General features: G+C 41.5%; 12 protein-coding genes and 1 pseudogene. 12 read left to right on the top strand and 1 reads right to left on the bottom strand.

The annotated features are described in order from the left end of the window. The 7 genes and pseudogenes from LKJ51_RS06885 to LKJ51_RS06915 all read left to right on the top strand — a co-directional run. Positions 1–221 (top strand): annotated as a pseudogene (locus LKJ51_RS06885) (ribonuclease J); the annotation flags it as partial. Between the two features lie 217 nt (positions 222–438). Then, entirely contained in the window at positions 439–1,332 is an 894-nt protein-coding gene (locus LKJ51_RS06890) for a hypothetical protein (protein ID WP_291979501.1), read from the top strand. A gap of 186 nt (positions 1,333–1,518) precedes the next feature. Continuing rightward, entirely contained in the window at positions 1,519–2,709 is a 1,191-nt protein-coding gene (gene tuf, locus LKJ51_RS06895; RefSeq protein ID WP_291979500.1) for an elongation factor Tu, read from the top strand. A gap of 185 nt (positions 2,710–2,894) precedes the next feature. Beyond that, positions 2,895–4,211: a trigger factor gene (gene tig / locus LKJ51_RS06900; protein WP_291979499.1), complete on the top strand. Its 1,317-nt coding sequence runs from the start codon at positions 2,895–2,897 to the stop codon at positions 4,209–4,211. A 161-nt stretch (positions 4,212–4,372) separates the two neighbouring features. Then, complete coding sequence (gene clpX / locus LKJ51_RS06905; RefSeq protein ID WP_291979498.1) at positions 4,373–5,626, top strand: ATP-dependent Clp protease ATP-binding subunit ClpX; 1,254 nt, start codon at positions 4,373–4,375, stop codon at positions 5,624–5,626. 26 nt (positions 5,627–5,652) lie between these two features. Next, complete coding sequence (yihA, locus tag LKJ51_RS06910; RefSeq protein ID WP_291979497.1) at positions 5,653–6,249, top strand: ribosome biogenesis GTP-binding protein YihA/YsxC; 597 nt, start codon at positions 5,653–5,655, stop codon at positions 6,247–6,249. Continuing rightward, positions 6,250–6,549: a nucleoside triphosphate pyrophosphohydrolase family protein gene (locus LKJ51_RS06915; protein WP_291979496.1), complete on the top strand. Its 300-nt coding sequence runs from the start codon at positions 6,250–6,252 to the stop codon at positions 6,547–6,549. Positions 6,550–6,605: 56 nt separating this feature from the next. On the opposite strand, the gene LKJ51_RS06920 is transcribed toward LKJ51_RS06915, so the two are convergent. After that, positions 6,606–6,746, bottom strand: a complete 141-nt coding sequence (locus LKJ51_RS06920; RefSeq protein ID WP_291979495.1) for an SPJ_0845 family protein — start codon at positions 6,744–6,746, stop codon at positions 6,606–6,608. A 136-nt stretch (positions 6,747–6,882) separates the two neighbouring features. Between LKJ51_RS06920 and uvrC the strand changes: the two genes are divergently transcribed. The 5 genes from uvrC to LKJ51_RS06945 form a co-directional block, all read left to right on the top strand. Continuing rightward, positions 6,883–8,694 (top strand): excinuclease ABC subunit UvrC, encoded by a 1,812-nt coding sequence (gene uvrC, locus LKJ51_RS06925; protein WP_291979494.1) that lies wholly within the window; start codon positions 6,883–6,885, stop codon positions 8,692–8,694. A gap of 65 nt (positions 8,695–8,759) precedes the next feature. Further along, positions 8,760–10,073, top strand: a complete 1,314-nt coding sequence (gene obgE, locus LKJ51_RS06930; protein ID WP_291979493.1) for a GTPase ObgE — start codon at positions 8,760–8,762, stop codon at positions 10,071–10,073. 31 nt (positions 10,074–10,104) lie between these two features. Beyond that, positions 10,105–11,034 (top strand): ribonuclease Z, encoded by a 930-nt coding sequence (gene rnz, locus LKJ51_RS06935; RefSeq protein WP_291979492.1) that lies wholly within the window; start codon positions 10,105–10,107, stop codon positions 11,032–11,034. A gap of 23 nt (positions 11,035–11,057) precedes the next feature. Beyond that, positions 11,058–11,891: an SDR family NAD(P)-dependent oxidoreductase gene (locus LKJ51_RS06940; protein WP_291979491.1), complete on the top strand. Its 834-nt coding sequence runs from the start codon at positions 11,058–11,060 to the stop codon at positions 11,889–11,891. An 83-nt stretch (positions 11,892–11,974) separates the two neighbouring features. Beyond that, positions 11,975–12,571, top strand: a 597-nt coding sequence (locus LKJ51_RS06945) for a single-stranded-DNA-specific exonuclease RecJ (protein ID WP_291980208.1), incomplete at its 3' end; no start/stop codon positions are given.

Consider the following 12,571-nt stretch of genomic DNA (forward strand, 5'->3'; position numbering starts at 1 on the left):
AGGATGTTCGTGAAAAACTAAATCGTTTCTTGTTTGACCAAACTAAACGTCATCCAGTAATTCTTCCAGTGATTATGGAAGTTAACCAGCATTCACGAAAAAAGAGTTCTGCACAAAAGGTAGAAGAGAAGAATTCCAATCAACAAGAAAACAAGAAAAAAGCTAAACGTCATTCTGGACGTGGCCGTGGTCGAAAACACCACTCAAAAAAAGAACAATGAATAATAAATAGTGATCAGGAGGCCGAGAATTAACCCAGCCTCTTAACTATTTTAAAGATAAAATACAACAGCGCAGTGACTGGTTGGCAGGTCAAGTGCTGACTTATCAGCGTTTGACCATAACCATCCTTGCGGAGGTGGGACAATGAACCAGACAAGCTAGTTCTGTCCCACTCTCCCTAATTTCTTAGTGTTAAAAAATAAGGTGAGAATGCAAATGAATTCTGAACAGAAGGACCAGTTTGAAAAGGCAAAACGACTTACAAAAGAAAATAAGTGGCGTGATGCCGCAGCAATTTTTCTTGATCTGCGGGATCAAGTTAACGATAGTGAGCTAGTTGTTTGGACAACAAGGGCACTTTATAATTCCAAGCAGTACAAACTTGCTTATCAAGTCGCAATTCAGGAACCACAGGCTTTTACATCTGATTTAGAGTTTCTTGTACAGGTGAGTTTAAAGGCTCAGCATTTCATTTCTACTCGGGCAATGCTCTTACGGCAGAATGAAAAGGTTACTTCAGCTCTTCTTCCACTAGTTCAACAAGCGGAAGAAAATTATAATCATGAATTTAAGGAAACTATCCAAAACCGTCTGCGAAATTTTTATCATCTTGGAGACTACTCACTAGTAGAGCAACGGCAACGTTTACTTGCGGCAGATCAGTTACCATTAACCGATTTTATGATTGGTGCAAAGTTTTTACTTCGTGATCCGTTTACTCAGCAATTTGTTAAAGCGGACATATTAAATATTTTGCAGCAGATTCATTGTCGTGAAGAAGTAACAATGCTGTGGATTGATAAAAAGGAGTATTCCGTTATTCCTGCTGAGTTGCCAATGGTCTATCAAAATCCGGTAGTGATCCACTGTCAGCAGATCTTGTCAAATAAGTTAGGACAAACTAACCCACAGCTTTTAAGAAGCTTACAAATGCAATTAGATCTTCAAACAATTTTGTTAAATCCATTAATTTCCAAAGTAATTACAGACGCTGAAGAGTGGATCGATTTAATGATTAAGCGGGCCACAACGGGTGAATATTCTGGGAAAAATGAGAATATTATCCATTGGCAAAAGCGGCTTAACCAGTTCATTGATAATTTACAATAAAAACATGAAGTAAATTATTTACAAATCGGCAGATAGTTGATATTATGTTATAGAATTCTTCTTGAGAGCCATTTGATTAATCTTTTCATTGGCGAAAAGAAGTAGTACAATATCCATAAGGGTGTGTCAGTTGTTTTTCTGAAATGACTGGCATTATACTTGTAAATTCACAGGAGGTTTTCATTAATGGCTGAAAAAGAACATTATGAACGTACAAAGCCCCATGTAAACATTGGTACTATTGGCCACGTTGACCATGGGAAGACTACTTTAACTGCTGCTATCACTAAGGTATTATCAGAAAAGGGCTTGGCTAAGGCTGAAGACTACGCTGATATCGATGCAGCTCCAGAAGAAAAGGAACGTGGTATCACTATTAACACTGCCCACGTTGAATACGAAACTGAAAAGCGTCACTATGCTCACATTGACGCTCCAGGTCACGCGGACTACGTTAAGAACATGATCACCGGTGCCGCACAAATGGATGGTGCTATCCTTGTTGTTGCCGCAACTGATGGTCCTATGCCACAAACTCGTGAACACATTCTTCTTGCCCGTCAGGTTGGTGTTCAATACATCGTTGTATTCTTGAACAAGACTGACTTGGTTGACGATGATGAATTGGTTGACTTGGTTGAAATGGAAGTTCGTGACTTACTTAGCGAATACGATTTCCCTGGTGACGATGTTCCAGTTATTCGTGGTTCTGCACTTAAGGCACTTGAAGGTGACCCAGAACAAGAAAAGGTTATCCTTCACTTGATGGATGTTATCGATGATTACATTCCAACTCCAAAGCGTCCTACTGACAAGCCATTCATGATGCCTGTCGAAGACGTATTCACTATCACTGGTCGTGGTACTGTTGCTTCTGGTCGTATCGACCGTGGTACTGTTAAGATTGGTGACGAAGTTGAAATCGTTGGTTTGACTGAAGACGTTCTTAAGTCAACTGTTACTGGTTTGGAAATGTTCCACAAGACTCTTGATCTTGGTGAAGCTGGGGACAACGTTGGTGTATTGCTTCGTGGTATTTCACACGATCAAATCGAACGTGGTCAAGTTCTTGCTGAACCAGGTTCCATCCAAACTCACAAGAAGTTCAAGGGTGAAGTTTATGTTATGACCAAGGAAGAAGGGGGCCGTCACACTCCATTCTTCTCAAACTACCGTCCACAATTCTACTTCCACACAACTGATGTTACTGGTACTATTGAATTGCCAGATGGTGTAGAAATGGTTATGCCTGGTGATAACGTAACATTCACTGTTGAATTACAAAAGCCAGTTGCCCTTGAAAAGGGTCTTAAGTTCACTATTCGTGAAGGTGGACACACTGTTGGTGCCGGTGTTGTATCCGACGTTTTAGACTAATTTAATTATTAGTTTCAGTGAGAAAAGAGGTTCGGTTTCCGAGCCTTTTTTCTTTTTAAATCATTAAATTAGATCGAATTTCTTGATTAGTTGCAATTACTACTTACGTACGGTAAACTAGTAGAGTATGTAAAGACCAGCCTGATTAGTGTATGGTCAATCTGATGTATATTGGAGGAAATAAAATGTCAGCAAAATGGGAACGCGATAGCGACGCCAGCAAAGGTACTTTGACATTTGAAATTGATGTCGACACTATTAAGAAGGGACTTGACGAAGCCTTCGTAGAAACCAAGAAGAAGATTACTGTTCCTGGTTTCCGTAAGGGTCGAGTACCTCGTCAAATTTTTGACCAAATGTATGGTGAAGAATCTCTTTACCAAGATGCTTTAAACAAGGTATTGCCACAAGCTTACAGTGACGCAGTTAAAGAAGCTGGAATTGATCCAGTTGCTCAACCACAAATCAACATTAAGAGCATGGACAAGGATCAACCTTGGGTATTGACTGCTACTGTTGACGTTAAGCCAGAAGTTAAGCTTGGCGATTACAAGGGAATGGAAGTTCCAAAGCAAGATACCTCAGTTAGTGATGCTGATGTCGACGCTGAAATTGAAAAGAAGCGTCAACAACAAGCTGAACTTGTATTAAAGGAAGGTAAGCCAGCTGCTAAGGGTGATACCGTTGTTATCGACTACAAGGGTAGTGTTGATGGTAAAGAGTTCGATGGTGGCTCAGCTGACAACTACTCTCTTGAATTAGGTTCAGGTTCATTTATTCCTGGATTCGAAGATCAATTGATTGGTCACAATACTGACGATGATGTTGATGTTAAGGTTACATTCCCTGAAGACTACCACGCAAAGAACTTGGCTGGTAAGGATGCTATCTTCAAGGTAAAGGTTCACGAAATCAAGGAAAAGCAATTGCCAGAACTTGATGACGACTTTGCCAAGGATGTTGACGAAGACGTTGATACTCTTGCCGAATTAAAGGACAAGACGAAGAAGGAATTACAAGAAAACAAGGATAACCAAGCTAAGGCAGCAATTGAAGATGCAGCTATTAATGCAGCGGTTAAGAATGCTGAAATTCAAGATATTCCACAATCAATGTTGGATGAAGACACCAACCGTCAAATGCAACAATACTTAGCTGGAATGCAACAACAAGGTATCAGCCCACAAATGTACTTCCAAATCACCGGTACTAAAGAAGATGATTTGAAGAAGCAATTTGCTGCTGATGCTGAACAACGTGTTAAGACTAACCTTGTTCTTGAAGCAATCGTTGATGATGCAAAGTTAACCGCAACTGACGATGAAATTAAGGACGAAATTAGTGATCTTGCAAAGCAATACGGCATGAAGGAAGACCAAGTTAAGAATGCTTTATCTGAAGACATGCTTACTCATGACATCAAGATCCGGAAGGCTGTTGACTTGGTTGCTGACTCCGCAAAGCAAGTTGAAAAGGCTGACGACAAGAAGAAAGAAAAGTAATTAATCTTTCTGTCAGTAAAATAATATGAAAAGGGACCGTAGTGGAGCATTCCATTGCAGTCCCTTATTCTAACTTTGAGGAATTATTGAAACCAATAATTCGAATTAGTTCGTTAAGTTTGTTATTATAAGACCAGTAGATTAATAGGAGGCTACAATCCATGTTTGAAGATACTAGTGGTATGGATTCAGTCCACTGTTCATTTTGTGGAAAGTCACAAGATGAAGTGAAGAAAATTGTTGCAGGTCCGGGGGTATATATTTGTAATGAGTGTGTGGCTCTTTGCCAAGAAATTATTGACCAGGAGCTTGAAGAGGACCGGAAGAACAGTACGTTTAAGGTACCAACACCAGAAGAAATTATGAGTAAGTTAGATGACTATGTAATTGGCCAATCTGATGCGAAGAAGACATTATCCGTTGCTGTTTATAACCATTATAAGCGGGTCAATGCAATGACAACTGGTGATAACAATGATACCGAATTACAAAAGAGTAACATTGCTGTAATTGGGCCAACTGGTTCGGGGAAAACTTACTTAGCACAGTCATTAGCACGAATTTTAAATGTTCCTTTCGCCATTGCCGATGCAACCACTTTGACTGAAGCAGGATATGTTGGTGAAGACGTTGAAAACATCATTTTAAAGCTCCTTCAAGCTGCTAATTTTGATGTAGAAGCGGCTGAAAAGGGAATTATCTATATTGATGAAATTGATAAGATCGCCAAGAAGAGTGAGAACGTTTCTATCACCCGTGATGTATCTGGTGAAGGGGTTCAACAAGCACTCTTGAAGATCCTTGAAGGGACAATTGCCAATGTTCCTCCTCAAGGTGGACGGAAGCATCCTCAACAGGAATTCATTCAGGTCGATACCAAGAATATTCTCTTTATTGTTGGTGGGGCTTTCGATGGTATTGAAACAATTGTTAAGGAACGTCTTGGTGACAAGACAATCGGCTTTGGAACTGATTCTGATGAAGCCGCTAATGTTACTGAGAAGAACATTTTACAGCACGTCATCCCAGAAGACTTGTTGAAGTTTGGGTTAATTCCAGAATTTATCGGGCGGCTCCCTGTAATGACTGCTCTGCAAAAACTTGACGAAGATGATCTTGTTCGGATCCTAACTGAACCAAAGAACGCGCTTGTTAAGCAGTATCAAGAATTAATTCGTCTTGATGGCAGTCAATTGTCATTTACCGAAGGGGCATTACGTGCGATGGCTCAATTGGCGATTAAGCGGAATACTGGTGCTCGTGGATTACGTTCCATTATTGAAGATGTAATGCGTGATGTGATGTTTGACTTACCAAGTCGGAAGGATGTTGAAAAGGTAGTTATTGATAAGCGTTGTGTAACCCAACATACTGAACCACGTTATATTATGAAGGGTGAACAGGAAGCTTCATAGTTTACAGGAAAGGTGAGTGCTATCCAGTGCAAGTCAATAATGTCGATTTAACAATTAGTGCGGTTGAACCGAAACAGTATCCTGCAACTAATTATCCAGAGATCGCGCTTGTCGGTCGTTCTAACGTCGGCAAATCCTCACTGACGAATGTTCTAATTAACCGTCGTAACTTTGCACACACGTCCAGTCAGCCGGGTAAAACGCAAACCTTGAATTTCTATAATGTTGAGGATCAACTGTACTTTGTTGACGTTCCTGGTTATGGGTATGCCAAGGTTTCTAAAAAAGAGCGTGAACGGTTCGGTAAGATGATTGAAGAATACCTTACTCAGCGTGAGCAACTTCGGGGTGTAATTCAGTTAGTTGATGGTCGTCATAAACCAACAGCTGATGATATTTCAATGTACCAATGGCTTGCTTATTATAATATTCCAACTCTAATCGTGGGAACAAAGATTGATAAGGTGAAGCCAAATGCTCGCAATCGGGTGAAAAATGATATTATTCGGACACTTGATTTAGCTCCGGGAACACCATCAGTCTTGTTCTCAGCGGTGAAAAAGCAAGGTCAGGATCAGGTTTGGAATTGGATTGAGCAACGAATTGGGGAGGAACGAAATTAAATGGATTTCGATGAATATCAAAACGCAGCGAAGCGGACGCTTTATGGTAATGAGCAGGTATTAACCAACTGTGCATTAGGCTTGGCAGGTGAATCTGGCCAGGTTGTTGATCTAGTAAAAAACTACACATTTCGTGGGCGAAAGTTAGATCGTCAGCAGCTTGTTCATGAAATGGGGGATGTTTTATGGTACCTTTCTCAAATCGCTGAATGGGCAGATATCCCGTTTGATGAAGTTGCTAAGACTAACATAAAAGAATTAAATAAACGTTACCCACAAGGCTTTAAGAAGCAAAACTAGTAAAAAAGAACCAGCGCGAATGATAAATAAAATCATTCACGCTGGTTCTTTTTAGATTAATTATTTTTCTTGTCCTTATCAGACTTCTTTTTGTCTTTGTCAGTGTTCTTTGGTTGCTTCTTTGTCTTTTTTGGATCAACCGCAAGCTGGTCAAAGAGCTTGTCCAGTTGCATACTTCGTCGAGTGACGAGTCCCATGGTCAACACTCCTTCTAGTTTTTCCATACTCTAGCATAAATAGACGTGAAAGTACAATTATTCGGACAGATTCTTTGCGTTGCCCCGTCAAGATAACGTATAATTAATATTTAGCAATTTAAGTGGAGGAATCTTTATGGCAAGTGAACACCTTGAACATAAACTGGCATTATTACCAGATAAACCTGGTTGCTATTTGATGAAAAACATCAATGATCAAATTATTTATGTCGGAAAAGCCAAAAACTTGAAGAACCGGGTTCGCTCTTATTTTAAGAGTTCGCATACAGGAAAAGTAGCTAAAATGGTTTCGGAAGTAGCTGACTTTGAAACAATTGTCACGTCGACTAATAAGGAATCATTTTTGTTAGAAATCACGTTAATCCAGAAGCACCAGCCTTATTTTAATATCAAACTAAAACGTGGAACTGGATATCCTTACATTAAGATTACAAATGAGCGTGACCCACGAACAATGATTACTGGACAGGTAAAAAAAGACGGTGCTTACTATTTTGGCCCCTACCCGAATGTATACGCGGCCGAAGAAACCCTTCACTTTATTCAGAAGGTATATCCTTTGCGGCGATGCAATGGTTACCAGAATCGGCCGTGTCTTTACTATCATATGGGGCAATGTCTTGGTGCCTGCTTTAAAACGGTTCCTCGGGAAGAATATGATCGGCAAATAAAACGGATCAAATCATTTCTGAACGGTAATACAGCTGAAGTTAAACGACAACTAACTAAGCAGATGAACGAAGCGGCAGCTAACCTGGAATTCGAACGGGCAGCTGAAATTCGTGACCAAATCCATTACATTAAGGTAACGGTAGAAAAACAGAAAATCATTTCTAACGATAAGACGCCACGGGATCTGTTCAACTTCTATATGGATAAGGGGTGGCTCTCGATTCAAGTCTTCTTCATTCGTCAGGCTCGACTTATGAAGCGGGAAAAGAGATTATTTCCTGTGGTAGATACCGACGTTGAAGAAATGACCAGTTTCATTTTGCAATTCTATAACCGACGAAATAATATTCTTCCTAAAGAGATCCTCCTTCCTAAGGGTCTCCCTAACAAGGAAATTAGTGAAATCCTTGGGGTGCCAGTTAGAACTCCTGAGCGCGGGGAAAAACGTGACTTGATGGACATGGCCTATGAGAATGCCCAATTGTCACTTGACGAAAAGTTTCGGTTGCTGGAACTTGATACGCGTAAAACAACCGGTGCAATGAAGGAGATTACTGATGCGTTAGGGCTACCTGCTGGTCATAAGATTGAAGCATTTGATCACTCCCATATTCAAGGGGCCGATCCAGTTAGCGCAATGGTTGTCTTTGTCGATGGTGAGCCAGCAAAAAAACTTTACCGAAAATATAAGCTTACGACTGTAATTAATCATGCTGATGAAGCTGCTAGTACACGAGAAGTAATTCGGCGTCGGTATTCGCGACTCTTGAAAGAGGGGAAAGCCATGCCGGACATGATTTTTATGGACGGTGGCGAAATTCAAATGAATGCCGTTAAGGACGTCTTGGAAAATGAATTAGGACTTGATATCCCAGTGGTTGGGATGGTTAAGAATGATAAACATAAAACGGCTGATCTCTTGTTTGGCGATCATGACGAACATATTAATCTTAATCCGCGAAGCCAGGGATTTTACCTTGTCCAACGGATTCAGGATGAGGTTCACCGTTTCGCAATCACTTTCCATCGCCGAGTTCATGCCCGTCACTCAATGGCTTCTCGTCTCGATGCAATCAAAGGAGTTGGCCCACGTACCCGGACAAAGTTACTTCAAAAGTACGGCTCAATTACCAAAATCGCTGCTGCTCCAATTGATGAAATTCATTCCTTAGGAATTAACATGAAGACCGCGCAACTAATTAAAGTATCGCTCCAGAAAAATGCCGAAGTTGCGAAGGGGAGCAGTCACGATTGATTTTGACGCTAGTAATTTTTTCCAATATACTGATAGATAGAACATAAGAACGGAGAAATCAACTTATGAATACTTTTGTTGATCAAATAAAAATTGAAGCTCATGCCGGAAAGGGCGGTAATGGAATGGTTTCCTTCCGGCGAGAAAAATATGTTCCCAATGGTGGACCATCAGGTGGTGATGGTGGACATGGTGGAAACATTGTCCTGAAAGTCGATGAAGGGTTACGGACCCTAATGGATTTCCGTTATCACCGTATTTTTAAAGCAAAAAATGGCGGTAACGGGATGAGTAAACAGATGACTGGTCATAGCGCTGAGGACACAGTGATTAGCGTTCCTCAAGGGACTACTGTTCGCGATTTAGATACCGGTAAGATTATCGGTGACTTAGTTGAAAATGGTCAAACTTTAGTAGTTGCTAAAGGTGGCCGCGGTGGTCGTGGCAATATTCATTTTGCCAGTGCCAAGAATCCTGCACCAGAAATTGCGGAAAATGGAGAACCAGGTCAAGATCGCTATCTTGAGTTAGAGTTAAAAATGTTGGCAGACGTTGGTTTGGTTGGCTTCCCGTCAGTTGGTAAATCAACGCTGTTATCAGTTGTAACTGGTGCTAAGCCTAAGATTGCGGCTTACGAGTTTACTACTCTTGTCCCTAATTTGGGGATGGTCCTCTTGCCAGATGGACGAGACTTTGCCATGGCAGATATGCCTGGACTAATTGAAGGAGCATCTAAGGGTGTTGGTCTTGGATTGAAATTCCTCCGTCATATTGAACGGACTCGGGTTTTACTTCATTTAGTTGACATGAGTAGTGATGACCCTAAGCAAGCAATGGAACGTTTTAAGAAGATTAACCAAGAATTGGCTAACTATGATCCTGAACTGTTAAAGCGGCCACAGATTGTTGTAGCAACGAAGATGGACTTGCCAAATGCTGAGGAAAACTTAGCCGCCTTTAAGAAAGAATTAGTAGCTGATGATACTTTAGAAAAGCAACCGGAAATCTTCCCAATTTCCGCAGTTACCCACCAAGGTGTCCAGCAACTAATGCAATTAACTGCTGATCTTTTGGATAAGACACCAGCATTTGATAGTGAAAGTCATGATGAGCAGCTTGAAGCAGTTTACAAAGCCGAAGCCCCAGAAAAAGATCAGGCCGACTTTACGATTAGTCGTGATGAAGATGGCACCTGGGTTCTTGGCGGCGATAAATTAATGCGGCTATTTAAGATGACTGATTTAACCCATGAAGAAAGTCAATTACGTTTTGCTCGTCAGCTTCGCCATATGGGTGTTGATGAAGCATTACGCGCTAAGGGAATTCAAGATGGCGATACTGTTCGAATCGATAAGTTCGTCTTTGAATTCGTTCAATAATAAATAAATTAGAAGGAATTGAGGAAAAAGCATGCAGCTTGAATTTTTAGGAACGGGAGCTGGCTCACCGAGTAAGCAGCGAAATGTTACCAGTGTTGCCCTGAAACTTTTGGAAGAATTGAATGAGATTTGGTTATTCGATGCCGGAGAAGCAACCCAGCACCAAATTCTCCATACCACTATTCGCCCACGAAAGGTAACCAAGATATTTATTACGCACTTACATGGTGATCATATTTTTGGCTTGCCAGGATTCTTAAGTTCCCGGTCATTTCAGGGTGGCAATGAGCCATTAACAATTTATGGTCCAGTTGGCATTAAGCGATTTGTGATGACAGCTCTTCAGGTTAGTGAATCACGATTGAGCTATCCGTTGAAGTTTGTTGAAATTGATCATAACCAAGAATTATTTAACAAGCGTGGCTTTAAGGTCACTGCGATGTCGCTTGATCACAAAATTGCCTGTTATGGTTACCGGATTGAAGAAGCGGACCATCCTGGTGAATTGCAGGTAGAAAAGCTCCGTGCAGCAAATATTCCTTCTGGACCTGTATATGGTCAGCTTAAGGCCGGAAAAACAGTTAAGCTTGATGATGGTCGAGTGATTGATGGTAAAGATTATATTGGTAAACCACAGCCGGGCCGAATCATAGCGATCCTTGGTGATACCCGTCAAACACCGAACGCAGTAGTTCTGGCACATAAGGCTGATGTCTTGGTACACGAGAGTACATTTGCCAAGAATGAGGCAAAGATGGCTCATAACTACTATCATTCGACTAGCCTTCAAGCGGCAGAAGTGGCAAAGCAGGCAGGGGCAAAGAAACTGTTATTAACCCATATCTCTGCCCGATATACGGGTAAGGCGGCTTATCAATTAGCATATCAAGTTCGTGATGTTGTCCCCGATACGAGAGTTGTCAACGATTTTGATATTATTGACGTACCGTTTAAGAAGTAAGAACAAGCGAGGAGGTCCTTTTGATGAAGAAGCGGTTTAAGCAATTGCGCTTTTTGAAAAATAAGGTTGTTTTAATTACCGGTGGCGACAGTGGAATTGGTAAGGCGTTAGCTCTTGAAGCTGCTCGTCGTGGTGCCATTGTTGTTGTGGCGGCGCGAAACAAGAAGCGTCTGGAAAAGGTTGCCAGCCAATGCTTGATTTTATCAGGACGACCAGCGTTTTCTTATGAATTAGACGTTACTGATCCCGACCAGATTGACGACGTTTTATCGCGGATTCAACATGAAGTTGGTGGTATTGATGCCTTGGTTAACTCTGCTGGACTGGGCGACTTTGCCCCAACGACAAGTGAGTCATTGGGAACCCTAAAGCAAATGACGGATGTCAACCTGCTTGCATTAATGTATATTAGTCGGTGCGTTGCTCGACAAATGATGGATCAAGGGTATGGTGCGATCATTAATCTTGGTTCGATTGCTGGAAAAATTCCAACGCCAAGTAGTGCGGCATATTCTGCTACCAAAGCTGGGGTAAATCAGTTTGACAATGTTCTTCGAATGGAAGTAGCGGACTATGGAGTCCAGGTTCTGACCGTTAATCCTGGGCCAATCGATACGCCGTTCTTCGAGAAAGCCGATAGTCAGGGAAAGTATCGGGCACATTTACCTAAGTGGATGTTTATCTCACCGGATGAACTGGCTGAACAGATTTGGGATAATGTCGGCTACAAGACACGTGAAATTAATCTTCCAGGTTACGTTACTTGTCTTAGTTGGTTATACGGGATTATTCCTGGACTTGGTGATTGGGCAATTAAAAAGTTCTTTGATTTTCAACAAAATAAAAAGGAACTATAGGGAAGTTCCCTATAATTGGGGTGAGGACGATGTAAAGTGTCGGTCTCACTCCTCTCTTAATTTAGGACGAAATGGTGGTTTGAATGGTAAAAGCACAGTATGATTGGCAACGAATAAAGACGCCGGATAATCAAATAGTTCAGAAACTTAGTGAAGGCTTATCTATAAGTCCCATAATTGCTCAGTTATTGGTTGAACGGGGAATAACATCACTTGACGAGGCGCAGGCCTTTATCCAGCCGTCAATGCAGGCAATTCACGATCCACACAAACTTCATGATATGGATAAGGCCGTTAATCGGATCCAGCAAGCAATTGAACAAGAAGAGCGGATTACGGTTTATGGTGATTACGATGCTGATGGCATTACCAGTACTGCGTTAATGTACGAAGTTTTACGTGATATTGGTGCGAAGGTTGACTACTATGTTCCTAATCGCTTCCGTGACGGTTATGGGCCTAATGCAGAGGCGTACCAGCGGATCATTGAGCGGGGGACAACGTTGATCATTACCGTTGATAATGGGGTAAGCGGCAAGGCAGTCATTGATCCGGTAGTTAAGCAAGGGGTAGACGTAATTGTTACTGATCACCACGAAATGCCAGAAGAACTGCCCAATGCCTATGCGATCGTCCATCCACGTTACCCTGGAAGTGATTATCCGTTTACTGACCTATCC

Origin of the sequence: Limosilactobacillus sp. (genome assembly GCF_022651205.1) — a bacterium.
Classification (GTDB): Bacteria; Bacillota; Bacilli; order Lactobacillales; family Lactobacillaceae; genus Limosilactobacillus.

Bases quoted from the DNA above. Each gene is read 5' to 3' on its own strand.
- LKJ51_RS06890 (WP_291979501.1), top strand. From the start codon at position 439: ATGAATTCTGAACAGAAGGACCAGTTTGAAAAGGCAAAACGACTTACA.
- tuf (WP_291979500.1), top strand. From the start codon at position 1,519: ATGGCTGAAAAAGAACATTATGAACGTACAAAGCCCCATGTAAACATT.
- tig (WP_291979499.1), top strand. From the start codon at position 2,895: ATGTCAGCAAAATGGGAACGCGATAGCGACGCCAGCAAAGGTACTTTG.
- clpX (WP_291979498.1), top strand. From the start codon at position 4,373: ATGTTTGAAGATACTAGTGGTATGGATTCAGTCCACTGTTCATTTTGT.
- LKJ51_RS06915 (WP_291979496.1), top strand. From the start codon at position 6,250: ATGGATTTCGATGAATATCAAAACGCAGCGAAGCGGACGCTTTATGGT.
- LKJ51_RS06920 (WP_291979495.1), bottom strand. From the start codon at position 6,746: ATGGGACTCGTCACTCGACGAAGTATGCAACTGGACAAGCTCTTTGAC.
- uvrC (WP_291979494.1), top strand. From the start codon at position 6,883: ATGGCAAGTGAACACCTTGAACATAAACTGGCATTATTACCAGATAAA.
- obgE (WP_291979493.1), top strand. From the start codon at position 8,760: ATGAATACTTTTGTTGATCAAATAAAAATTGAAGCTCATGCCGGAAAG.
- rnz (WP_291979492.1), top strand. From the start codon at position 10,105: ATGCAGCTTGAATTTTTAGGAACGGGAGCTGGCTCACCGAGTAAGCAG.
- LKJ51_RS06940 (WP_291979491.1), top strand. From the start codon at position 11,058: ATGAAGAAGCGGTTTAAGCAATTGCGCTTTTTGAAAAATAAGGTTGTT.